Annotated in this window: 21 protein-coding genes; 6 read left to right on the plus strand and 15 right to left on the minus strand. The window is 60.4% G+C overall.

Going from position 1 to position 23,796, the window contains the following annotated elements:
• Positions 1–45 precede the first annotated feature (45 nt).
• The 7 genes from BKX96_RS03490 to BKX96_RS03520 all read right to left on the minus strand — a co-directional run bounded on the left by BKX96_RS03490 (position 46) and on the right by BKX96_RS03520 (position 10,970).
• Complete coding sequence (locus tag BKX96_RS03490) at positions 46–4,620, minus strand: dermonecrotic toxin domain-containing protein (protein WP_077182707.1); 4,575 nt, start codon at positions 4,618–4,620, stop codon at positions 46–48.
• 140 nt (positions 4,621–4,760) lie between these two features.
• On the minus strand, positions 4,761–5,861 hold the full coding sequence (locus tag BKX96_RS03495) for a polyamine ABC transporter substrate-binding protein (RefSeq protein WP_046815596.1): 1,101 nt from the start codon (positions 5,859–5,861) through the stop codon (positions 4,761–4,763).
• Positions 5,858–6,883 carry a histone deacetylase family protein gene (locus BKX96_RS03500; RefSeq protein ID WP_077182708.1) on the minus strand — a complete coding sequence of 342 codons (1,026 nt, stop codon included), beginning with the start codon at positions 6,881–6,883 and terminating at the stop codon, positions 5,858–5,860. The genes BKX96_RS03495 and BKX96_RS03500 overlap by 4 nt, the downstream gene beginning before the upstream one ends.
• 213 nt (positions 6,884–7,096) lie before the next feature.
• Positions 7,097–8,095, minus strand: a complete 999-nt coding sequence (locus BKX96_RS03505) for an AraC family transcriptional regulator (RefSeq protein WP_046815594.1) — start codon at positions 8,093–8,095, stop codon at positions 7,097–7,099.
• A 64-nt stretch (positions 8,096–8,159) separates the two neighbouring features.
• Complete coding sequence (locus BKX96_RS03510; protein ID WP_046815593.1) at positions 8,160–8,789, minus strand: LysE family translocator; 630 nt, start codon at positions 8,787–8,789, stop codon at positions 8,160–8,162.
• A 71-nt stretch (positions 8,790–8,860) separates the two neighbouring features.
• Entirely contained in the window at positions 8,861–10,210 is a 1,350-nt protein-coding gene (locus BKX96_RS03515) for an NCS2 family permease (RefSeq protein WP_034151285.1), read from the minus strand.
• Between the two features lie 313 nt (positions 10,211–10,523).
• Entirely contained in the window at positions 10,524–10,970 is a 447-nt protein-coding gene (locus BKX96_RS03520; RefSeq protein WP_046815592.1) for a MarR family winged helix-turn-helix transcriptional regulator, read from the minus strand.
• An 82-nt stretch (positions 10,971–11,052) separates the two neighbouring features.
• On the opposite strand from BKX96_RS03520, the gene BKX96_RS03525 reads away from it, so the two are divergent.
• The gene (locus BKX96_RS03525) at positions 11,053–12,219 is read left to right on the plus strand and encodes an aminotransferase-like domain-containing protein (protein ID WP_077182709.1); all 1,167 of its coding nucleotides are present in this window, start codon (positions 11,053–11,055) and stop codon (positions 12,217–12,219) included.
• Positions 12,220–12,378: 159 nt separating this feature from the next.
• Here the strand turns inward: BKX96_RS03525 and BKX96_RS03530 are convergent, their stop codons facing one another.
• The 5 genes from BKX96_RS03530 to BKX96_RS03550 all read right to left on the minus strand — a co-directional run bounded on the left by BKX96_RS03530 (position 12,379) and on the right by BKX96_RS03550 (position 15,165).
• Positions 12,379–12,750 (minus strand): glutathione S-transferase N-terminal domain-containing protein, encoded by a 372-nt coding sequence (locus BKX96_RS03530; RefSeq protein ID WP_077182710.1) that lies wholly within the window; start codon positions 12,748–12,750, stop codon positions 12,379–12,381.
• Between the two features lie 104 nt (positions 12,751–12,854).
• Positions 12,855–13,400, minus strand: coding sequence for a GTP cyclohydrolase I FolE (gene folE, locus BKX96_RS03535; protein WP_046815589.1), 546 nt, complete (start codon positions 13,398–13,400; stop codon positions 12,855–12,857).
• A 77-nt stretch (positions 13,401–13,477) separates the two neighbouring features.
• Positions 13,478–14,035 carry a Smr/MutS family protein gene (locus BKX96_RS03540; protein ID WP_046815588.1) on the minus strand — a complete coding sequence of 186 codons (558 nt, stop codon included), beginning with the start codon at positions 14,033–14,035 and terminating at the stop codon, positions 13,478–13,480.
• 87 nt (positions 14,036–14,122) lie between these two features.
• Positions 14,123–14,443 (minus strand): hypothetical protein, encoded by a 321-nt coding sequence (locus BKX96_RS03545; RefSeq protein WP_046815587.1) that lies wholly within the window; start codon positions 14,441–14,443, stop codon positions 14,123–14,125.
• 131 nt (positions 14,444–14,574) lie between these two features.
• Entirely contained in the window at positions 14,575–15,165 is a 591-nt protein-coding gene (locus BKX96_RS03550) for a cysteine hydrolase family protein (protein WP_046815586.1), read from the minus strand.
• 239 nt (positions 15,166–15,404) lie between these two features.
• Between BKX96_RS03550 and prmB the strand changes: the two genes are divergently transcribed.
• A complete protein-coding gene (gene prmB / locus BKX96_RS03555) occupies positions 15,405–16,313 on the plus strand; it encodes a 50S ribosomal protein L3 N(5)-glutamine methyltransferase (protein ID WP_046815585.1) in 909 nt (302 codons plus the stop codon).
• A gap of 45 nt (positions 16,314–16,358) precedes the next feature.
• On the opposite strand, the gene BKX96_RS03560 is transcribed toward prmB, so the two are convergent.
• Together BKX96_RS03560 and BKX96_RS03565 are read right to left on the minus strand one after the other, a co-directional pair.
• Positions 16,359–17,150: a hypothetical protein gene (locus BKX96_RS03560; RefSeq protein ID WP_046815584.1), complete on the minus strand. Its 792-nt coding sequence runs from the start codon at positions 17,148–17,150 to the stop codon at positions 16,359–16,361.
• Positions 17,151–17,248: 98 nt separating this feature from the next.
• Positions 17,249–18,247 (minus strand): alpha/beta hydrolase, encoded by a 999-nt coding sequence (locus tag BKX96_RS03565; RefSeq protein WP_077182711.1) that lies wholly within the window; start codon positions 18,245–18,247, stop codon positions 17,249–17,251.
• Positions 18,248–18,342: 95 nt separating this feature from the next.
• Between BKX96_RS03565 and aroC the strand changes: the two genes are divergently transcribed.
• The 3 genes from aroC to BKX96_RS03580 are packed head-to-tail and all read left to right on the plus strand — an operon-like array spanning position 18,343 to position 21,172.
• Positions 18,343–19,434: a chorismate synthase gene (gene aroC, locus BKX96_RS03570; RefSeq protein WP_046815582.1), complete on the plus strand. Its 1,092-nt coding sequence runs from the start codon at positions 18,343–18,345 to the stop codon at positions 19,432–19,434.
• A gap of 7 nt (positions 19,435–19,441) precedes the next feature.
• Positions 19,442–20,602, plus strand: a complete 1,161-nt coding sequence (locus tag BKX96_RS03575; protein WP_046815581.1) for an MFS transporter — start codon at positions 19,442–19,444, stop codon at positions 20,600–20,602.
• A 12-nt stretch (positions 20,603–20,614) separates the two neighbouring features.
• Positions 20,615–21,172 (plus strand): acireductone dioxygenase, encoded by a 558-nt coding sequence (locus BKX96_RS03580; protein WP_077182712.1) that lies wholly within the window; start codon positions 20,615–20,617, stop codon positions 21,170–21,172.
• A gap of 64 nt (positions 21,173–21,236) precedes the next feature.
• Here BKX96_RS03580 and BKX96_RS03585 read toward each other — a convergent pair whose 3' ends face one another.
• Positions 21,237–21,512 carry a DUF3509 domain-containing protein gene (locus tag BKX96_RS03585; RefSeq protein ID WP_046815579.1) on the minus strand — a complete coding sequence of 92 codons (276 nt, stop codon included), beginning with the start codon at positions 21,510–21,512 and terminating at the stop codon, positions 21,237–21,239.
• A 344-nt stretch (positions 21,513–21,856) separates the two neighbouring features.
• Between BKX96_RS03585 and BKX96_RS03590 the strand changes: the two genes are divergently transcribed.
• Positions 21,857–23,695, plus strand: a complete 1,839-nt coding sequence (locus tag BKX96_RS03590) for a long-chain-acyl-CoA synthetase (protein ID WP_046815578.1) — start codon at positions 21,857–21,859, stop codon at positions 23,693–23,695.
• Positions 23,696–23,796: the final 101 nt, after the last annotated feature.

Raw genomic sequence — 23,796 nt, forward strand, 5'->3', positions numbered from 1 at the left:
AGAGGCCCGCGTGATTGCGGGCCTCCAGGTTTGGCGGCGCGTGGCTCAGGATGTCGAAGAGGAGGCTATGGCTTTGGACAGGAACAAGGATCGAGCCAGCTGTGGGCTGATCTCGCTGCGGTAGATGGCGATCATTTCGTTGTTGTTGCCGGCCGTGCGCAGGTCGAATGCGCCGCCGAGAGTTCGTTGCGATTCGGTTTTCAAGTGCGCGGCACTGTAGGCCTCGACAGCGCTGGAGGGGCTAGGGTAGTGGAAGTGGGCGTACCAAAGCACTTTGGCGGAGCTGGCGTCGCGAATTTCATACTCCTCGAGATAGTCCTTGCGGTGGCCTTTGAGTCGCTTTCGCCCCGGTGTCTTGACGATGGCGATCAAGCCTTTGCTGTGCAGCCATTCGACGCGAGCGGCAGTGGGAGGTTGCTGCTTGGTCATGCTGATTCGTGTCAGGCGACCCTTTTCGTCAAGGCTGGCCGCTCCCTCATTGAGCTGTTTCGCCACACCCACGGCGGAGCCCGGGCCTGCTTCGGTGACGTTCAGCAGGGTAAGTGCCTCTTCGATGGCGGCTGCCGCTTCCTTCATCCGGCGCGCCCGTTGCTGGAAAAGATCCTCGATTTCAACAGGGATACGCCCCGGCCGTTTGGCATGGGCCTCGGTTCGCAGGGTAAAGGCGTCCAGCTCGCCGAGTAATGTCTGCCCCGCCTGGACACTGGCATTGAGCTCGGGGCGAACGGTTGGCGCAGGCGCGGGCGTGCCCGTCACGTGTTCGAGCCAGACACCGGGCGTTTTCTCGTGAAAGGTCACGACCTTTCCGCTCAGTGGTGAGGTTACGTCGAGCAGGTCGGTGCCGTTGGCGGCCGCGCGCTCGCGCAGCTTGCCCACGACCGTTCCCTTGAATCGGGTCTTGATCACGCGCTTGGGCACCGGGGCCGGGCGTGAGGGGCCGGGTGTCGGTTCCAGCATCTTGCGCTCGGTGAGCAGGCTCGCGAGGTGTTTCACGCTGCGCTCCCTGAATGCTTCGACCTGCTGGCGCATCAGGTCCAGCGGGGGCTGCAACAACTGCCCTGAATACTCCTCGGGCAGATCGACAATTCGTTGGTCCAGGGTTGCGAATTGCTCGACCAGATCATTGAAAGCGTCGATGTGTTCCGCCAGTGCCAGCTCATGATTTTCGCCAGTCAGGTCGAGTGACGACTGGATGGTAAGGCCGGCATCGTCGACCAGTCGTTGCATGGCCTGGCGCGCTTGCGTGGTGGCTACGTTGTTGCTGTCGTTGAGGCACAACTCCTGCGCCAGGTTGACCTGGAACAGCTTCAGATCCAGCAGGTCGAACGACGGCAGCAGCGCTTTGTATTGCCGGGCTGTTTCCACCGCCTCTTTACCCAGACGCATCATCTCCTCGATTCGGGCGTGGGTGAATTCGATCTTCTCGATGAACCCTTGGGTCATGTCGCTGGTGAGCTGATGGGTCTGGCGAGGTGTCTGAGTGCCCTCGATGGCCTCGTTGTCCAGCAGGGCCAGGGACTGGCGCATGCTTTCACCGAACGCCCGGTTTTGCCGGACGAACCATTTGTGTGTCAGTAACAGCTGGTAGTCCAGGCAGCTGACGAGGACCGGGCGGTAATTGGCGATGGGCTCAATGGCGTTGAAGTTCTTGAGTTGGTCGATGTAGGCATCGTAGGCCGCTACCTGTGAGTTCAGCAGATTGAGCAGCGGCTGGAGGTTCGAATCGGTGGCCGCCTTTTCCGCCGCCTCAAGTTCCTTGTTCAATGCAAGCTTGCCGGCATCGAAGGCTGTCAGTTGCTTCCTCAAGTCTTCCTTGAGTTGCTGGTTCTTGCGTTCAATTTCCTTTCGGGCTCTACCGCCGCCGCGCAGCCGCAGACGTGTGTCGACGAACCACTCGCCCTTCTCGGAATGAACCAGCAATGGGCCCGTCCTGGCTGGCGTTTGCCGTGAGTCGATGATCTGCACGTCACCGTTGTCATTGAGCATCACTTCAAACCAGCGTTGATCTATTCGGGCATACCATTTCTGTTCGAGCGGGATCAGGAAGCGGTGAGGGCCGGATACGGCGGGGATGTCTTTCAATGTCGCCGGCCGTGCAATCGCCAAGCTGTCCAGCAAGACGCCCAGCGATACTTTTGGCAACAGGCCTTGGGCGTAGACGGACGTTTCATGGCTTGCCGGCAACTGCCTGACATCGGCCCTTTGACTCAGGGTGATTTTGGGCGGCGGCAGGGGTTTGGCAACAGCTGTTGAAACCTTCTCGACGCTTTGCGACACAGGTTTGTCGCGATTGGCCGCGTGATGGGCAAGCACCATGCCCAGCGACAGGAACAGATCGGTCAGCGCTGCCCATTGTTGATCGCTGTCGCCGAGTTCGCGGGCTTCGTTCGCTTCATGCAGGTCATCCATGATTTGCCAGATCCAGGCGGCCGTCCCGGCGGTTCGCCCCAGGAAGGGCAGGGCAATATTGAAGAGCAGCCATGCCCCCTGCTTGAGCGTTGCCCAACGCCGTTCTCCATTGGCGACCGATTGCCTGTCTGCCAGTGTGATCAGCGCATTGGCGTTGGCGGTGAACACTGCTTGCAGCGGCGGTTCAGGAAGGGGGGTAGTCCTGATGGTGACAGCGCCCATCATGCCCAGTGTCGAGGCGGGGTCGACCAACCATTGCGAAAGCGTCCAGATGGAGGGCAGTTCGCCGGGGAAGACATATTGGGAATAGTTGAAATACAGGTCTTCCGGCAGCCAGGCCAGGATCGAGTGACGTAGCGCTTTATCGTGTCTGATCGCGTACAGCAGGTTCGCCTCGCTGGAATACTGCGTCAGCGGATGTTCGAGCAGCGGTCGAAACAGCAGGCATGGTCCCTTGTCCGCCCGTTTCGGCCCGATCAGGAACATGTTGGCCACTTCGTCGGCCTCGTTATTCTTACGTCCCCCCGGAATGAACGCCAACGGGCGAATGACAATTTCCTGCCCATCGACGTATCGATCGACAGGCTTTTCCTGCAAGGCGGCGGCCACGTATCGATAGCCCTGTTCGTCGATACCGCCAGCCTTGCCGCGGATCTTCAGTTGAAGCGCCAACAGCGGCAGTTGCAGGCGCAGCTGACTGGTAAAAAGGTCCTGTCGACGCAGGCGTTCCCGGGGATCGGCCAGCAGCGTGTTCTTGATCAGCTCGGGATAGGTCTTGCCGATGTTGACGGTGGTGACGAGCGCTTCCAGGTAGGCCGGTGTCAACCACGCCGGCGCGGCCTCGCCATCCTTGTACTGCACGGTTCTGTCGCCAAGCGGCAGGCCCGCCAGGTTTTGCAAGGCAAATTCGACGAGCGAGATTTTCAGGGTCTGGGACTTGCCGGGAACGATGACCGCACCCAGGACGACAAGGCTGGTGATGCTGACTTCGATGTCCGCCAGTTTCAGCGTCGTCGCGGCTGCCTGATCCTTGATCTTCCGGTCCTTGATCATCTGGTCGATGAGTGCCTGCATGGCAAAATCCGGGAGCGCGGCAATCCCTTCATCAAAGGTTTTTGCGCGGTGCTGTTCGCGCAACAACGCCAGATCCATCATGTGTCGGCTGTAGCGTGTCAGGTCCGTGGGTGAGGCGTTCGCCATCCAGTCCGGCAACAACTGCCGGATCTGGCTGTAACGTGAGGATGAAGGCTGGTGAAGCTCCGAGAAGTCCTTCGCCGATGCAGCCACTTGCGGATCAAGGGTGGGGGTCCAGGCGGCGTCACCGATGGCACCGATGGCGTCGATCTCAAGGGCAATCAGCGCCCAGGCCTGGTGATCGAAGAACATCCCTTCGGGCTCGTAGAGGCGCCATTGCAGCGTGCGATCACCTTCAGTCACGCTAATGCGCCGCGACAGCGTTTGGCCCAACGCCGCCAACGAGTCGTAGTGCCTGAACCCTTCGGTAATCGAGTGGGTCATGACAAGGGTGCGCTCCCCCAGTGTGCCCACCAGTACTGCCGTTTCCAGTATCCACAAGTGTTCGCTCGTTGCGTTTTCAAGACTTTCGACATCGATCAGGCAAGCCTTGGACTTGTAGGTGTCGTGAGCTTCCCGTTCATGCTTGTCGGGAAACTGGAAAAGGGAGAGCGCCATTTTTCGACGATCCTCGTCCCAGCCCGTCACCTTGTCGACGTTCCAGATGTTGAGTAGCGCATCGCGCAACTGATGCCAGCGCGGCGTCGAATCCGCCAGGTACCGGTTCCAGTAGTCGAGTTGTTGCTCTTGATAGGCAATGAACAACAACCTGGACAGTTTGTTGAGCAGGCATCCGACGGTGTCGATTTGAACGGGAAGGTGAATCGGCGGCTCGACATCCAGTTGCCGTGTCAGGAAGTGCTCGCCGTCGAGGTAGGCCACCGATACGCCTGACAACGCCAGTCGTACCAGTACGTCGGTCAGGGATTCAAAGTGGCTGCTGCCGGGAACGACCTGAGCGTCGTTCATGATCCAGGCCGGTGTCACCACCATCGTCACATTCGGGTCGAGGTGCAGGTTTGGGTAGTTGATGTCGAGGACGATGCGCAATGAGTTTGCAGCGACTTCCCTGATCGAAGGGCCTGCCACCAGTTGGGTCAGCAGGGTGTCGGAGTTGATGGCGGGCGTGTCGGGCATGGCCGTTTCCTGTGTCCGGTGGGGCGTTGCGGGGGGCAACGCTGGTTCCCGGCAAGGTAGAGGGCGGTCAGTGGCTCGAGGTGGTAGATATGTATCGTGGGCAAAAAAAGACCCGCGTCATCGCGGGTCTTCTGTTTCAACTAGGTCCCGGACTTGATCTTGGTCCAGGCCCGGGTGCGTGCGCGTTCGGCATCCCGTGGCAAGGGTTGCAGGGTGTAGAGCGTGCCCATCGCCGTTTCGGTCGGGTACAGGTTCGGGTTGTTGCGAATCGCCGGGTCGACCCGTTCCGTGGCGTCCTTGTTCGGGTTCGGGTAGCCGACGAAATCGCTGACCGGTGCGATCACCTGGGGTTGCAGCAGGTAATTGATAAAGGTGTAGGCGTCTTCAGGGTTCTTCGCGCCTTTGGGAATGGCGAGCATGTCGAACCAGATCGGAGCGCCTTCCTTGGGCAGGCGCATGTCGACGACCACACCGTTCTTCGCTTCCTTGGCGCGGTTGGCGGCCTGGGAGAAGCTGCCGGAGTAACCGACCGCGACGCAGATATCACCGTTGGCAATGTCGGCCATGTACTTGGATGAGTGGAAGTAGGTGATGTGCGGACGGATTTTCATCAGCAGCGCCTCAGCCTTGGCGTAGTCCGCAGGTTTCTTGCTGTTGGGGTCCAGGCCGAGGTGCTGCAAGGCCAGGGGCAGGATCTCCGAGGGCGAGTCGAGGAGGGCGACACCGCACTGCTTGAGCTTGCTGATGTTTTCTTCCTTGAAGATCAGGTCCCAGCTGTCCACCGGCGCATCGGCCCCCAGTGCGGCCTTGACCTTGTCAGGGTTGAAGCCGATCAGGATGGTGCCGTACATGTAGGGCACGGCGAACTTGTTGCCAGGGTCGTTGGCCTCGATCAGCTTCATCAGCTTGGGATCGAGATGGTTCCAGTTCGGCAGCTTGCTGCGATCCAGCGGCTGGAATACGCCGGCTTCGATCTGCTTGGCCAGGAACACGTTGGACGGCACCACCACGTCGTAGCCGGAGTTGCCGGTCAACAGCTTGGCTTCCAGCGCTTCGTTGGTGTCGAAGATGTCATAGACCAGTTTGGTCTGGGTGTTCTGCGCCTTGAAATCTTCCAGGGCCTTGGGGGTGATGTAGTCGAACCAGTTGTAGACGCGTAGCGTTCGTTCTTCGGCGTGAGCGTTAGCGCTCAGCAGCACCGCGCACAGGGCCGGAGCAAGGGCATGCTTGAGCTGTTTCATTGTTCAAAACCTTCCAGCACGTTCACCGCGTTGATGCCGATTTCTTCCACCGCGTAACCGCCTTCCATGACAAACAGCGTCGGTTTGCCGAGGGCGGCGATGCGCTTGCCCATGGCCAGGTAGTCTGGGCTGTCGAGCTTGAATTGCGAGATCGGGTCGTCCTTGAACGTATCGACACCGAGCGAGACGACGACGATGTCGGCGCCATAGCTTTCGATCTCGTTGCAGGCTTGCTCCAGAGCAGCGCTCCAAGCCTCCCAGCCGCTGCCGGCGGGCAATGGGTAGTTGAAGTTGAACCCTTCACCGGCGCCTTCGCCGCGCTCGTCTTCATAGCCGAGGAAGAATGGAAACTCGGCCTCCGGGTGGCCGTGGATCGAGGTGAACAGCACGTCGCTGCGCTCGTAGAAAATCGACTGGGTGCCGTTGCCGTGGTGATAGTCGACGTCGAGGATCGCGACCTTCTTGTGGCCCTGATCGAGGAAGGCCTGGGCGGCGATGGCGGCGTTGTTGAGGTAGCAATAACCGCCCATCAAGTCGCTGGCAGCGTGGTGTCCTGGTGGACGGCACAGGGCAAAGGCTGCGCGGGCGCCGCGCTGGATTTCCGCCTGTGCGGTCAACGCCACTTGCGCCGCGCTGTACGCCGCTTGCCAGGTGCCGGCGGTGATCGGCGCGCCGCCGTCGAAGCTGTAGTAGCCGAACTGACCATGCAGGCTGGTGGGCTTGATGCTGCGCAAGGTGCGGGCCGGCCAGGTGTAGGGCAGCAGGTCACCGTCGGTGTTGAACTCGGTCCAGCGCGCCCAGGCACCTTTGAAAAAATCCAGGTAGTCGCGGCTGTGGATGCGTTCGATCGGCCCGAGGCCGAAATCTTTGGGCGCTTCGACGGGCCCCAGGTTCTGCTTTTGCACCCGTTGCAACACGTGGTCGGCACGCGATGGCATCTCGAAGCAGGGCTTGAGTTGCCCGTCGATCAATTCACAGCGGCCGTGGTGCAGGTGGTGATCGTCCGAGTAGATCGTCAGCATTTTGTTGTTCTCCGCAGGCTGTTTCGGTTGCACACAGTTTTGCGGCGCGCAGCGTTTCGGAGAACGGCAGGAAAGGCCAAAAGGGGACTTATATGGCCAAAATCATTGACCGAAATTCGCCCCTTTATGGCGTATTCTGGATGGTGACTTTGTACAAGCGGGCTTGCCCGCGAAGGCGTCGGCAAGGCAGAGGCCTTTTTTTGTCCCACAGTGTTATCGGTGCGGCCGAAATTGGCTGGGTGCAACGCCGCTCCAACGCACAAACGCATGGCGAAAACTCGCGGTCTCGCTGAAACCGAGCGCCTCGGCTATCCGATAGATCGGCATCTGATCCTCACACAACATCTGCTTGGCCTGCTCGAATCTCAGTTCATCCAGCAATTCCTGATAGCTGCACCCAAGGTCCTTGAGGTGTCGGCGCAGGGTGCGCGCGGAACAGTTCATTTGTTCGGCCAACCCCTCAAGCCCGGGTGCCGCATTCAACTGGGCACGGAGCAACTGGCGAATCCGCCCCAGCCACGCCTGGCGTCCGGTGAACTCAGTGTTCTGCTTGCGGCAGCGTTCGGCCATGGCCTGGTGGGTGATGACATCTGCCAGCGGCAAGGGTTGGTCGAGCCAGCGCTTGTCGAACGCAAAGGCATTGTTGCCTGCCCCGAAGTGCAGCGGGCAGGCGAAGTGTTCGGCGTAGGTCGCTTCATAGTCGGGCGCGGCATGTTCGAAACGCGCAGCCCGCAGTGGCAGGGCATGACCGAGCAAGTCATCGCAGATGACTTTTAGCGATACCAGGCAGAACTCGGCGTTGAATACTGCCAGTGCCGGGCTCTCTCGATAATCAGCGGCGACGAACCAGATGCGCTCACCGTCCTCTTCCAGGCTCAGCTCGAAAAGTGTTCCCAATAGCGCCGGATAACGCATCGCCAGACGTAACGCGTCACCGAAGGTGGCACTGGTGAGCAGGGCATAGCCGAGTATGCCGTAGGACGAAACGTGCATCCGCTGGCCCAGTTCCAAGCCGATATCACGCTTTAGTGCGACGGCATTGGCGCAGACTTGCATCTCTTGATTGGTGGTAATACGCGTATCCGCCCGGCTCAGGTCCGTAGCGCTGATGCCGCTGCCGGCCAATAAGGCCTCGCTGGACAGGCCTTCGGCCTTGAAGGTGTTGAGCACCAGGGAGACGGCGTTGAGGGTGGTCAGATGGGAGTGGAGCATGCTCGGTTCCGGCGTGGGGGTGCTGGAACCGAGCAACTTGTGTGCCGACTTGGGTCAGAGGACCTTAATGGCCACTCAACAACGAAGCCGCACCGGCACCGCCGAACAGTCCGGCACTGACGCGGTTGAACCAGTTCTGGCCCTTGCCGCTGCGCAAGTACCGCGCAGCGCCATGGGCGCCGAGGCCGTAGGCCAGCTTGCACAGCAGGTCCAGTACTGTCCAGGTGGCGATCATCACCAGCAGTTGCGGCAGGAACGGTTGCTCGGCACTCAGGAACTGCGGCAGGAACGCGGCAAAGAACAGGATGTCTTTCGGGTTACTGGCGCCCAACATGAAAGCGCGCCCGAACAATGCACGAAAGCGTGGAACCGCTGCAGCCGGAGGCACTTCGGCGCCATGGGACGGTTGGCGCGATTGCTGCCAGCTCTGCCAGGCGAGATAGAACAGGTACAACGCACCGACGATTTTCAGGGCGCTGAACAATTGTTCCGATGCCAGCAGCAGGGCGCCCAAACCCAGTGCCGAAGCACTCAACAGGCAGATCGAGGCAATGACGCCGCCGAGAAACGCCGGGTAGGAACGGACCAGGCCGTAATTCAAACTGTTGCTGATCATCAGCAAAGACAGTGGCCCCGGGATCAGGATCACCACCAGCGCAGCGCCGCTGAACAGCAGCCAGGTTTCCAGACTCATCACTTTCCTCCATTTGCACAAAAGCCTCACCCGACGGGGTGAGGCTGGTTCGAAGCGCGTACCGCCGAGCGTTACAGGAAGATGAACTTGGCAATGAAGATTGCGCAGAGCACCCACAGGCTGACGGAAATTTCCTTGTACTTGCCGGTACCGGCCTTCAGCGCCACGTAGGTGATGAAGCCCAGCGCGATGCCGTCGGCGACCGAGAAGGTCAGGGGCATCATGATTGCAGTGACGATCGCCGGAATGCTGTCGGTTGCCTCGTCCCATTCGATGTGGGCCATGCCGCCCATCATCAGCATGGCGACATAGATCAACGCACCGGCTGTTGCATAGGCGGGGATCATCCCGGCCAGCGGAGCGAAGAACATGGCCGCAATAAATAACACACCTACGGTCACTGCGGTAAGACCAGTCCGACCACCTGCCGCTACACCCGCGGCACTTTCCACATAGCTGGTGACCGGTGGAACACCGACGACCGCACCAAAGACACTGGACGCACTGTCGGCTTTCATGGCGCGCGAGAGGTTTTCGATCTTGCCATCCGCGTTCACCAGGTTGGCGCGCTGGGCTACACCCATCAAGGTGCCGGCGGTGTCGAACATGTGCACGAAGAGAAAGGCCAGCACCACGCTGATCATGCTGACGTTGAACACGCCGGCGACGTTCATGGCCATCCAGGTCGGGGCCAGGCTCGGCGGGGCTGACATGATGCCCTCGTAGTGCACCAGGCCCAGGCCCCAACCGGCCAGGGTCACGGTGATGATGCTGATGAGGATCGCGCCGAAGACCCTGTGGTAGCTGAGGATGGCGATCATCAGGAAGCAAACGGCGGCGAGCAGCGGACCAGGCTCGCGCAGCGAACCGAGCTTGATCAACGTTGCCGGGCTATCGACGACGATGCCCGCGGTTTTCAAGCCGATCAGCCCGAGGAACAGGCCGACGCCAGCCCCCATGGCGAAACGCAAGCTGACCGGGATGCTGTTGAGCAGCCATTCGCGGATCCGCGAGAAGGTCAGGATCATGAACAGCACACCTGAGACGAACACCGCACCCAGCGCGGTTTCCCAGTTGTAGCCCATGGTGCCGACCACGGTGTAGGTGAAGAAAGCATTCAGGCCCATGCCCGGTGCCAGGCCAACCGGCCAGTTGGCGTACAGGCCCATCAACAGGCAGCCCAGGGCGGCGGCAATGCAGGTGGCGACGAACGCCGCGCCATGGTCGATCCCGGCGTCCGCCATGATGTTGGGATTGACGAAGATGATGTAGGCCATGGTGATGAAGGTTGTCAGACCGGCAATCAACTCGGTCTTCACCGTGGTGCCATGCAAGCTGAGTTTAAAGATGCGCTCCAGCCAGCCATTGCGTAAAGGCGGCGAGAGATCCAGCGTCGATGCTTCGGATTTGCGGCTTTCCACAGCGAGGTACTCCTCAAGAGTTTTATTGTTATTTCCAGGGCCGGACCCATGAGGGTGGCAGCGGCCCTTTGAGGCACTTGCGAAATTGTTGACCGATAGGTCAGGAACTCGCACGAAGTGGATTATGCTTTTGTATACAAATAAAGCAAATAATGTTTTTGATTTTGTCGACGAAAAGTTTGGCAATAGGGATATATCGCCATGAAAGACGCCTTCGCGAGCAGGCTCGCTCCTACAGGGGAATGCGATCAACTGTGGGAGCGAGCCTGCTCGCGAAGGCGATAGATCGATCAATGCAAATCTGAAAGAGGGCTCATTCAGCCGCAGAATGACTTTTCCCAAGCGCCATATTCACCGCCAACCACCCATTCACCGCCGTCTCCCCAGCCTCGGCGAACACCCGCTCGAGCAGTTTCACCTGCTCACGTCGCAGCGCCTGTTCAAACCGCGCGCCGTCGTCGGTCAATTCCAGCAGGCGCTTACGCTTGTCCGTCTCGGACGCCACGCTGTTCACCAGATGCATTTCCAGGAGTTGGCGCAACGGCATGTTCAGTGCCTGCTTGCTCACGCCAAGCAATGCCAGCAGTTCCTTGACGCTCAGGTTCGGGTAGCGGGCAATGAAAAACACGATGCGTTGATGCACCCGACTCAAGCCGCGCCGGTCGAGCATTTCATCGGCCTTGGCGGTGAAGGCTTGGTAGCCGAAGAAAAATGCTTCCATGGCCTGCTGTTGGGAGTTCGGGTTTTTAAGGTCAATCATGTTGACGTATCCGCTCGAGCTGTCGTAATTTCGGTCAACAAGTTTGACTCATTTTCCCCAGGCCTCGCTACCGGTGACTCCCATGGCTTTTTCCGAACGTGTCTCGCGCCTTAAAAGTTCTTTGATCCGTGAAATCCTCGCTGCCGCCCAACGTCCGCAGGTGATGTCGTTCGCCGGAGGCTTGCCGGCCGAAGCCATGCTGCCGAAGGTCGAGTGGGACCGGATGCCGCTGTCCATCGGCCAATACGGCATGAGTGAAGGCGAACCGGCCTTACGCGAAGCCCTGGCGGAACAGGCGCGAGCGCTGGGTGTGCCCTGTGAGGCGAAGCAGGTGTTGGTGGTCAGTGGTTCCCAGCAAACTCTCGACCTGGCGGCCAAGCTCTATATCGACAAAGGCACCGAGATTTTGCTCGAAGCACCGACCTATCTGGCGGCACTGCAGATCTTCCAGCTGTTTGGTGCACATTGCCTGACCGTGCCGCTGCAAGCCGATGGGCCGGACCTTGCGCAACTGCGCGCGCGGCTGGAAAACCATCGCCCGGCGTTCATCTACCTGATCCCGACGTTCCAGAATCCATCGGCCGTGCGATACAGCGAAGCCAAGCGCGAAGCGGTCGCGGCATTGCTGGACGAGTTTGGCGTGACCCTGATTGAAGACGAGCCCTACCGCGAGTTGACCTTTGATGGCGGCAGCGCCCAACCGATTGCCGGACGCCTGAAGAAGTCCAGTTGGATCTACACCGGCACCGTGTCGAAAACCCTGCTGCCGGGCCTGCGCGTCGGCTACCTGATCGCCAGCCCGGACCTGTTCCCGCACCTGTTGAAACTCAAGCAATCGGCGGACTTGCATACCAATCGGGTCGGTCAGTGGCAAGCCTTGCAATGGATCGGCAGTGAGGCCTACCAGCAGCACCTGAGTGAGTTGCGCGGTTTTTACCGGGAGCGCCGCGACGCCTTCCAGGCGGCGCTGCAAACGCACTTTGCCGATCTGGCGGACTGGAACGTGCCACAGGGCGGGCTGTTTTTCTGGCTGACGCTCAAGCAACCGCTGGACACCCGGACGTTGCTCAATGCAGCGTTGGACAATGACGTGGCGTTTATGCCCGGTGAGCCGTTCTTCCCCGAGCCGGACAGTCATCACGGCCATCTGCGGCTGAATTTCAGCCATATCGACCCGACGCGGCTGGAGGAAGGGCTCAAGCGCTTGGCGGCGGTGGTGCGCCAGGGCCAGGCGGCGCAAGCGGCCTGAAGGTAAAAATAAACCGGCGCACGAGCCGGTTTATTTTTTCTGAGATCTTCGATGTTTGTGCCGGCCCCTTCGCGAGCAAGCCCGCTCCCACAGTTGAATGCATTCCAATGTGGGGGCGGCCTTGCTCGCGAAGGGGCCGTCAATCACGCCACAATTACATCAGGCTGCAGCAAACCGCTTATCCAGATAATCAATGATCACCTTGGACTCATACATCCAGGTCGTCTGGCCATTTTCTACGATACGCAGGCAAGGCACCTTGATCTTGCCACCCTGCTCAAGCAGGGCCTGGCGATCCTGTTCGCTATTCTTCGCATCGCGCAAGGCCACCGGTACGTTCAGGCGGCGCAGGGTGCGGCGGGTCTTCACGCAGAACGGGCAGGCATGGAACTGATACAGGGTCAGGTCCTTGGCCGCAGCTTCGACCTTGGCCTGGGCAGCGGCAGTGCGCTGCTTCTTGCCAGGGCGGGTGATGAAGTCAATGAAGATGATCAGTTGGCCAAGGCCGACACGAAGCGCTTTTACGAACACGTTTGAAGCCTCACGGTGCTAATTGAGAAAGGCGCGCAGCTTACCTGATTTTTCCCGGGCGAAAAAAAACCGGCGATGAATGCCGGTTCTCTTCGTGTTGCCAATTACTTGATCAAGCTGAGAAATTCGCTGCGAGTCGCGGCGTTCTCACGGAATTCGCCCAGCATCACCGAGGTGATCATCGACGAATTCTGCTTTTCCACACCGCGCATCATCATGCACATGTGCTTGGCCTCGATCACCACTGCAACGCCCAGGGCGCCGGTGACCTGTTGGACTGCATCGGCAATCTGGCGGCTGAGGTTTTCCTGGATCTGCAGGCGGCGGGCGTACATATCGACGATCCGCGCGACTTTCGACAAGCCCAGTACCTTGCCGCTCGGGATGTAGGCCACGTGGGCCTTGCCGATGAACGGCAGCAGGTGGTGTTCGCACAACGAGTACAACTCGATGTCCTTGACCAGCACCATTTCGCTGTTGTCGGAGCTGAAGAGGGCACCGTTGGTGACTTCTTCGAGCGTCTGTTCATAACCGCGGCAGAGGTACTGCATGGCTTTGGCGGCACGTTTTGGCGTGTCGAGCAGGCCCTCGCGGGAGGGATCCTCGCCCAGTTGGCCAAGGATCGCGGTGTAATTCTGTTCCAGGGACATGAAACTACCTGTGGGATTTTACGCAAAGGGCAAGGGTACGGTGACGGACACGACGCTGCAAGCTCGAAGCATGAGGATTACTCGTCGCGGCCTTCCATCATGGTTCGTTTGAGCATCACATAAACAGCACCTGCACCGCCATGCTTGGGCTGGCACGAGGTGAAGCCGAGTACCTGTGGATGCTGGCGCAACCAGGTGTTGACGTGGCTTTTTATCATCGGCCGCTTGCCGTCCAGGCGCACGGCCTTGCCGTGGGTGACGCGTACGCAGCGGATTTCGAATCTGGTCGCTTCAGCCAGGAATGCCCAGAGGGTCTCCCGGGCCTTTTCCACGCTCATGCCGTGCAGGTCGAGGCTGCCTTCGAAGGGAATCTGCCCGATCTTGAGCTTGCGTATCTGGCTTTCCTGCACGCCGTCGCGCGCCCACATCAGCTCGTCTTCGGGGCCGACGTCGATGACGAACTGATCGGACAGGCCGTCAACGGTGGTGGCATCGGTGCGCACGGTGGCCGCCTGGCGCAACTTGGCGATGTGCGCGCGGTCAGCCTTGGGTTTGCCGGTTTCGGCGCGATCGTGCTTGATCGGCTTGACGCCTTGGATCGCACTTTTGAACAGGGAAAAATCGTCGTCTTGCATGTCAGCCTCCGCGAAGGGCGGCCAGTTTACCCAACTCGAAGCGAATCGGGCGCGAGAAAACGCGCGACATTGAACTGCGACTTGCGCTCAGTCGTGTTTTTTCATCAGGTGTGGGGACATGTTCAGCGCGTTCGACTGGCGCGAGCGTCGGCGGCAGCGACGCCACAGCCACACACCGAGGTACAGCACGATCAGGCCGATGACCAGGATCACTGCCGCACCCGCGCGGTTGCTGTTCAACTCGCCCAGGGCGGGAACGTGGCCGAACAGGCTGGCGGCACCGGCCATCGCCAGCAGCACGCCGCAGGTCGCCAGCAAGGCGGCAAACGCCGCGCCGAATCGAAAACGCCAGTTGCTTTGGCCTTTGGGCCGCAAGCGGCGAGCGTCAAAACCATCGGATAACTTCATTCCGACCTTCCTCAATGGGTATCGGCCCTTCGACCGGAAGTTGACCGGGATGTTCCTGAGGCTAAGACATTTACGGCGAACGAGAGGCTTTTGCGGATGAGCGGCGGGGTGCGCCGCTCATAAACCGCCGATCAGACCAGGTCGTTGGTCATGGCGAGGGCGGCAAAGTTGTCCGCCATGATCGCCATTTCGGTCTGCTGGACATGCTCGGCGCTCAGGACGCCGCCTTTGTACGGCAGATCACGGGTGGCGCAGGCGTCTTCCACCAGGGTGCAACGGAAACCCAGGTTCTTCGCCGCCCGCACGGTGGTGCTGACACTGGAATGACTCATGAAACCGCACACTACCAGATCCACCGAGCCCAACTCCTCGAGGCGCTTTTTCAGGTCCGTTCCATGGAAGGCACTGGGCAGGATCTTCTCGATCTTGATTTCGCCGGCCAGCGGTTCCAGCCCTGGAATGAACTGGCCACGCTCGCCGCGCGGGTCGAACAGCCCGCCAACGGTGCCGAGATGGCTGACATGCACGATCGGCCGGCCGGCCGCACGGGCAGCCGTCACCAATTGCTTGATGTTCGCGACAGCCGCATCCATGCCGCTCAGGGCCAGGGGGCCGCTGAGATACTCTTTCTGGGCATCGATGATGATCAGGGTCGCATGACTCAGTTTGGCTGCTGCATAACCGCGGCCGCTGAGTTGAAACATCGTTTGTGGAACGGACATTCTGGGGCTCCTTCGGGTGGGGCTTTTGCGACATTGTCCTCTGGCGGAGCGCTTCTGTGAATCGCTACCATCGTAGGCACCGTCGTTACTGGCGTGCAGCGTTGTCAAGTATGCCGTTTTGTTCAATGGTTGGTGAGAAAACCAGATGTTTCCTACATTTGCCCCGGTGTTTTTCCTGCGTCGTCCTGACGGCATTTGACTGGTAGAATCGCCCGTCGATTTTTCTGGAGTTTACCGTCGTGATCACTTCCCGCCTTCGTACCCTGCGTGACCATATCCGTTGGGCCGTCAGCCGCTTCCATGGGGAGGATCTGTTTTTCGGCCATGGGACCGACAACGCCTGGGACGAAGCCCGTCAACTGGTGCTGGGTGCGCTGCACTTGCCGTGGGAAATCTCCGACAGTTACCTGGACTGCAATCTGGAAGAAGACGAAGTCGTCCACCTGCAACACCTGCTCAAGCGCCGGATCGAAGAGCGGGTGCCCACCGCTTACCTGCTGGGTGAAGCCTGGTTCTGCGGCCTGTCGTTCATTGTCGATGAGCGCGTGCTGATCCCGCGCTCGCCGATTGGCGAACTGATCGAAAACCGTTTCACCCCATGGCTGGGTACCGAGCCGGCGCGGATTCTCGACTTGTGCACCGGCTCCGGCTGCATCGGCATCGCTTGTGCCTACGAGTTCAAGAATGCTGAAGTGGTGCTGGCCGACCTGTCTTTCGAAGCGCTGGAGGTGGCGAACCAGAACATCGAGCGCCATGGTGTCGACGAGCGTGTCTACACCGTGCAGGGCGATGGTTTCGATGGCTTGCCGGGGCAGCGTTTCGACCTGATCGTGTCGAACCCGCCGTACGTGGACGCCGAGGATTTCGCCGACATGCCGGACGAGTACCAGCACGAGCCGGAGCTGGGCCTGGCTTGCGGCGATGACGGCTTGAACCTGGTGCGACGCATGCTGGCCGAGGCCGCGGATCACCTCACCGAGAAGGGCCTGCTGATTGTCGAAGTGGGCAACAGCCAGGTGCATGTCGAGGCGTTGTACCCGCAGGTCGATTTCGCCTGGCTGGAGTTCGAGCGCGGCGGGCATGGTGTGTTCATGTTGACGGCCGAGCAGTGCCGCGATCATCAGGCATTGTTCGCGTCCCGCGTCTGACCCGTCCTGACCGTTTCCACGCAGAGCGTGGGAACGGTCACCGTCTCAACGGTGCGTCGCAATCCAGATCAACAACCCCGCCTGAAACACCGCAAACGCCACCAGACACGCAATGGTAAAGCGCAAACCGGCGTCTTCACGCTGGTATTTGCTGACCTTCTCTTCGTGTTTCTTGAGTTTGACTTCCTGCTCGGCCAGGTTCTGCTCGGCTTGCTGGAGCATCTGCGCCGCCTCGAGAATTGTCACCACCTGGACTTTCTCGGTGTTCCAGTCGCCCAGCAAGTCACCAACCCTGACTTCTGTGACGCTGCCTTTCAAATGCTGGGCATCGGCGTAGACCACGTCGAAACCGTGCACCCGCAAAAAGTGATCGCGACGCAGGCGCGTGTCTTCGTTCAGCGCGTCCTTGTTGTTGAGGTCGGTGCCCTCTACGGTGTAACCCGGCCAGCGTTTTTTCGCCCAGTTGATGCCGTGTGCGGCCATGAAGCGGCCGATGCCGCGGTTCAGCGGTTCGATTTGCAGGCCGCTGTCAGGTCCGAAATGCACGCGTTTTTCCGCGTGATCGACCCACACGTCCAGATGATTCTGCTCCTTTCGCACCCGCTGGCCGGGCAGGGTGATGCGCATGCGCATCAGGCTGCGAGCCTTGTCGTGGCGCTCGGCATAACCGAACTCGACAAAGCGCAGGGGCCGCCCACCGGTATTGCGATCGGTCTGCAGCGGCGCCAGACGGAGCATCTTCGGGTGCTCGACGTCGACGTCCGCCCAGGGCAGCTCGACCACTGGCGGTGCCTCTTTTTCAGCGGTGGTGTCGGGTGAAGTCGGGGTATCGGTCATAACGGCGAGATCCTGTCCAAGCTCTGCTTGTCGCCAGCGATGGCACTGGCGACAAAGGCTTATCGGCCGTTTTTTTCAAGACTGGAGGGCAACAGCGCTCAAGAAGCGCGAAGTCCGTCAATAAAAGCGAGGATTCGCGTGCCGAGTTCCGCTGCCAGCGGCAATTGCGGGTCTTTGTAGGAAGCCAATTGGCGCTTGACGTCGTTGGGCACGATGCGCATGACGTGGTTCATGCCTTCGATCAGCGCCAGTTCGGCGTCCGGTTTGGCCGCCTTGAGCAACCGGGCGTCATTGACCCCGACCTGGATGTCATTGCTGCCCTGGATGATCAGCGCCGGCATTTTCAGCTTCGCGAACGCCGCAGCGGGATCCTGGCGGAACAGCGAAATCAGGTACGGCTGCACACTGGGACGGAAAATCACCTGCAGGCGCGCTGGCACGTTGTCGTCGGTTTTCCCGGCCTTGAGGCTGTCGAGCAGTTCATTGCTGCGCAGCAGCAGTGGGGCAGGCAGGCGATTGCCCAGTTGCTGGCGCAGCACCTGGTCGATCGGCCGGGCGCTGCCGGACACGGAAATAACCGCCGCCGCATCGACGCTCGGCGCCGCGAGGCTGGCGATCAAGGCACCTTCGCTGTGGCCCAGCAGGATCAGCTGGCTGAAGCGCGGGTCGGTCTTGAGTTTGCGGCCCCAGGCTTGGGTGTCGGCCACATAGGCTTCCACCGACAAATTGCGTTCGTCAGGGGTAGCGGGCAGGCTCGCCGCCACGCCGCGCTTGTCGTAGCGCACGCTGGCGATGTTGTGTTTGGCCAGCACCCAGGCCAGGCGCTTGAGGCTGTCATTGCGCCCGCCCTCGGGATTGTTTCCGTCGCGATCGGTTGGGCCGGAGCCGGAAATGATCAAGACAACCGGCACTGGTGTGTCGGATTTAGGCAGCAACAAGGAGCCGAAAAGCTCACCGGTGCCGGTATCCAGGGTGATCGGCCGCTGCAGGACAGTGGCCTGGGCGAAGCCGGAAATCAGGGTAAGGCTCAAGGCTATAACTCGCAGCATTGTCGGGCCATCATCATCGAGGTGCCGGTTGGACTCGCAAGCACCCATAAGGTTCGGGCATAGGTTCGAGGATGAACTACTTGGATAGCCTGCGTATACTGGCGCGCATTACGTATTCAGGTTCATTTCACGGAGCGTCCTGCATGTCCGGCAATACCTACGGCAAGCTGTTCACTGTCACCACCGCTGGCGAAAGCCATGGACCGGCGTTGGTCGCCATTGTCGATGGCTGCCCGCCGGGCCTGGAGATTTCCCTTGAGGATCTGCAGCGCGACCTGGATCGGCGAAAGCCTGGCACCAGTCGTCACACCACCCAGCGCCAGGAGGCCGACGAAGTCGAAATCCTCTCGGGCGTGTTCGAGGGGCGCACCACCGGCTGCTCCATCGGCTTGCTGATTCGCAACACCGACCAGAAGTCCAAGGACTACTCGGCGATCAAGGACTTGTTCCGTCCGGCACACGCCGACTACACCTACCACCACAAATACGGTGAGCGCGATTATCGCGGCGGCGGCCGCAGCTCGGCCCGGGAAACCGCGATGCGCGTGGCAGCCGGCGCAATTGCCAAGAAGTACCTGGCGACCCAGGGCATCGTCATTCGCGGCTACATGAGCCAGCTCGGCCCGATCGAAATCCCGTTCAAGACCTGGGATTCGGTGGAGCAGAACGCATTTTTCAGCCCCGATCCGGACAAAGTGCCGGAGCTGGAAGCCTATATGGACCAGTTGCGCCGCGACCAGGATTCGGTGGGTGCAAAGATCACCGTGGTCGCCGAAGGCGTGATGCCAGGGTTGGGCGAGCCGATTTTCGACCGTCTTGACGCGGAACTGGCCCATGCCCTGATGAGCATCAACGCGGTCAAGGGCGTGGAAATCGGCGCCGGTTTCGCCAGCGTCGCCCAGCGCGGCACCGAGCATCGCGATGAAATGACGCCAGAAGGTTTCCTCAGCAACAACGCGGGCGGCATTCTCGGCGGCATCTCGTCCGGCCAGCCGATCGTGGCCCACCTGGCGTTGAAGCCGACGTCCAGCATCACCACGCCGGGCCGATCCATCGACATCCATGGCAACCCGGTGGACGTCATCACCAAGGGCCGTCACGACCCGTGCGTCGGCATCCGCGCCACGCCGATCGCCGAAGCGATGATGGCTATCGTGCTGATGGACCACCTGCTGCGTCATCGTGGCCAGAACGCTGATGTGCGGGTGAACACGCCGGTGCTGGGCCAGATTTGAGTCAACGGTGACGGCGCTCCCGTACTGGCGGCTTTCCAGCTTTTATCTGTTTTATTTCGCCTTGCTCGGTTCGACAGCGCCTTTTCTGGCGCTGTACTTCGATCACCTGGGATTCTCCGCGGCGCGCATCGGCGAGCTGGTGGCAATCCCCATGCTGATGCGTTGCGTGGCCCCGAACCTCTGGGGCTGGCTCGGCGACTATACCGGGCGGCGGCTGGCCATCGTGCGCTTCGGCGCAGTGTGCACGTTGCTGACTTTTTCGCTGATCTTCGTCAGCCAGACCTATGCCTGGCTGGCGATGGTCATGGCCTTGCACGCGTTCTTCTGGCATGCGGTGCTGCCGCAGTTCGAGGTCATTACCCTGGCGCACCTGCAAGGCCAGGCCTCCCGCTACAGCCAGATTCGCCTGTGGGGCTCGATCGGTTTCATCATCACGGTGGTGGCGCTCGGGCGCTTGTTCGAATGGCTCAGCCTGGACATTTACCCCGCGGCGCTGGTGCTGATCATGGCCGGGATCGTCCTCAGCAGCCTGTGGGTCCCGAACGCCCACCCCGTCCAGGGCGAGCGACTGACCGGAGAGGGTTTCCTTGCACAACTGCGCAGCCCCGGGGTGTTGGCGTTTTACGCGTGCGTGGCGCTGATGCAAATGAGCCACGGTCCGTATTACACCTTTCTCACCCTGCACCTGGAGCGACTGGGCTACAGCCGGGGCGTGATCGGCATGCTCTGGGCCGTTGGCGTGGTGGCCGAGGTGCTGATGTTCATGGCGATGAGCCGGATCCTCGCGCGCTTCTCGGTACGGCGCGTGCTGCTGGCGAGTTTTCTTCTGGCCGCGTTGCGTTGGCTGCTGCTCGGTTCGTTGGCCGAATTCCTCTGGGTGTTGTTGTTTGCCCAAGTGTTGCACGCAGCGACGTTCGGCAGCTTTCACGCCGCGGCCATCCAGTTTGTGCAGCGCAGCTTCGGCCCACGCCAGCAAGGGCAGGGCCAGGCGTTGTACGCCGCCCTGGCCGGCACCGGTGGCGCAGTGGGCGCGCTGTATTCCGGTTACAGCTGGAATGCCCTTGGCGCCCCCTTAACCTTTAGTATTGCCAGCCTCGCAGCGCTGGCGGCAGCCGTTATCATTGCCACACGAATGCAAGAGGACACGCGCTCCCTCTTGAACCCTTAAGGAGTTGCCCAGATGAGCAGCCTGTCCGTTTATCACGTTTCCAGTCCTGAATTACCCAACAAGGTGCTGACCCATTTCGAAGACATCGCCTCGACCCTCGCCGAGCAGGGCGTGCGCTTCGACCGCTGGCCAGCCACGGCGAAGATCCGTCCCGGCGCCAGCCACGAAGATGTCATCAATGCCTATCAGGCGCCGATCGACAGCCTGATGACCGAGCACGGGTTGCGCGCGGTCGATGTGATCAGCCTCGACCGCGATCACCCGCAAAAAGACTCGATTCGCACCAGTCTGTTCGACGAACAGCGTCAGGACCAGGACGAAGTCCTGCTGTTCGCTTCGGGAAGCGCCTTGATATCTGTGCGCATCGACGATTACGTCTACGCCGTGCTGTGCGAGAAAAATGACCTGATTGCGCTGCCGGCGGGCACTCGGCAGTGGCTGGACATTGGCGAACAGCCCTTTGTCGTGGCTCTGCGTCTATCCGTAGGCCAGCCTCGGCAGGCCAATTTCACCGGCGACGACATTGCCGGTCGATTCCCGCGAATGGACGACTTGGCGATCAGTCACTGACCAAACAAATCCAGGCCGTGAAGCGCAAGCTTGCACGGCCTGTTGGTTTAACGCGGCGCGACACTTACAGCGAATGATAGGTCGGCAAGGCAAAGCGCTGCTGGCTTTGCAGCATGGAGATTTGCGGCAACTCGCTGGCCTGTTCGGCCAGATCGCGGCGGATGGCGCTGATGACCCACGACAATTGGTCGCCATTGTGCAGTTGCTGGTAGGAAATCGAACGTTTGAATTCCCTGCCTTCGCTGCGCAAGGTGAGCAGGATCCCACCGTCTGGTCGATCCTGGGTGGTCACGTCGAAGTTGGAGAACAAGGAAGAGAATTTTTCTTGGATCAGGCTCATGTCTATCAGCTCCGTTAGCTCTTGAATGGCAAGCATGAGTAGACGGTTGCAGTGATTGTGCCAGTATTTGCGCCTCTAAAATATTCAATTAAAACAATAACTTATAGATTCTGATGTTTTTTGCTTTCGTGCAATCTGCATGAATGGCTATCGTGCATCCTGCATTTTGCGTGGTCGTCGGCGTTTCGATGGAACCATTTGTCGCGTACGCGCTCATGATTTCAAACGAGGTTGTCGCGGATACAAAACATTTCAAAAACCGCGTGTACAGCTGCAGAACCGTTGACGTATTTTCGGGGTCGATCAATGCCGCCCGACAATAAGAAGATTCAACGGGAACCGCCATGAGCCGCACGCAGCGCGACACCATCACCTGGGGCATGATGCTCCGCAAGCTGCCTTCCATTGCCAAAGCCATTCCTCGGGTGGTCAAGGGCATGAAGGTTGCCAACGTCAAGGATCCGACCCAGGCGTGTGGGCTGGGCTGGAGTTTCGAGCAGGCCACCCTGCGCAATCCCGAAGGCCCGGCCTTGCTCTGCGGCGAAGTGCAACTGACTTACGCCCAGGTCAACCGTTGGGCCAACTCCATCGCCCATCACCTGATCGCCGAGGGCATTGGCAAGGGCGACGTGGTGGCGGTGTTCATGGAGAACCGCCCGGAACTGCTGGTGACCCTCCTGGCGGTGGCCAAGGTCGGTGCCATCGGCGCGTTGCTCAACACCTCGCAAACCCGCGATACCCTGACCCACAGCCTGAACCTGGTGACGCCGGCGGCCATTGTCGTTGGCGCGGAGCTGGTCCCGGCCTACCTGGCCGTGCGCGAACGGGTACCGATCGAAATGACGCGTACCTGGTTCGTTGCCGACCAGGACACCTACAGCCACCCGGGAATTGCGCCCGAGGGGTTCGTCAACCTGATGACGGCCAGCATCGATGCCTGCAGCGACAACCCCGCCAGCAGCCGGCAGGTCTTTTTCGACGATCCCTGTTTCTACATCTATACCTCGGGCACCACCGGGTTGCCCAAGGCCGGGGTTTTCAAGCACGGGCGCTGGATGCGCAGTTGCGCCAGCTTCGGCATGATCGCCCTGGATATGCGTCCCGAGGACATCGTCTACTGTCCGTTGCCGCTCTATCACGCCACCGGCCTGTGCGTGTGCTGGGGCTCGGCCATCAGCGGGGCCTCGGGGTTCGCCATCCGCCGCAAGTTCAGTGCCAGCCAGTTCTGGAGCGACGTTCGCAAGTACCGGGCAACCACCCTGGGCTATGTCGGCGAACTATGTCGCTACCTGGTCGACCAGCCTCCCAGTGCCGACGACAGTAAGCACGGCGTGACCAAGATGATCGGCAACGGTCTGCGTCCCGGCGCCTGGGCCGAGTTCAAGACACGCTTCGCGGTCGAGCATATCTGCGAGCTGTATGCCGCCAGTGACGGCAACATCGGCTTTACCAACATCCTCAATTTCGACAATACCGTGGGCTTTTCCCTGATGTCCTGGGAGCTGGCGGCGTATGACCATGACAGCGGTGCGCCGACCCGCGGCGCCAATGGTTTCATGCGCAAGGTCGGCAAGGGCGAGCAGGGGCTGCTCCTGGCCAGGATCGACGACAAGGCACCGCTGGATGGTTACACCGACCCGCGCAAGACCGAAAAAGTCGTGCTGCACGACGTGTTCGTCAAGGGCGACCGCTACTTCAACACCGGCGACCTGCTGCGCAACATCGGTTTCGGTCATGCCCAGTTTGTCGATCGCCTGGGCGACACCTACCGCTGGAAGGGTGAAAACGTGTCGACCACCGAGGTCGAGAACGTCCTGCTGATGCACCCGAATATTTCCGAGGCCGTGGCCTATGGTGTGGAAGTGCGCAATACCAACGGCCGTGCCGGGATGGCGGCGATCACTCCCGCGGAATCCCTGGCGACCCTGGATTTCAGCGAGTTGCTGGCCTTCGCCCGACAGCACATGCCGGCCTACGCGGTGCCGCTGTTTTTGCGGGTAAAAGTGAAAATGGAAACCACCGGGACGTTCAAATACCAGAAGACCCGCCTCAAGGACGAAGCGTTCGACCCCGGCAGGACCGGCGAAGACCCGATCTATGCCTGGTTGCCGGGAACCGAGACGTATGTGCAGGTCACCGAGCAGGTGCTGGCAGACATCCAGGGTGGCAAGCATCGCTACTGAATATGAGGTCATTGAAGATGGCAATTGAAAAGGGCTATGGCCACGCATCAGAAAAAAGAAGTGACAGTGACGAGCACGCTCGGGAAACTGTCGGCTTTGTG

It is taken from the genome of Pseudomonas putida (assembly GCF_001976065.1).
In the GTDB taxonomy this organism is placed as follows: Bacteria; Pseudomonadota; Gammaproteobacteria; order Pseudomonadales; family Pseudomonadaceae; genus Aquipseudomonas; species Aquipseudomonas serbica.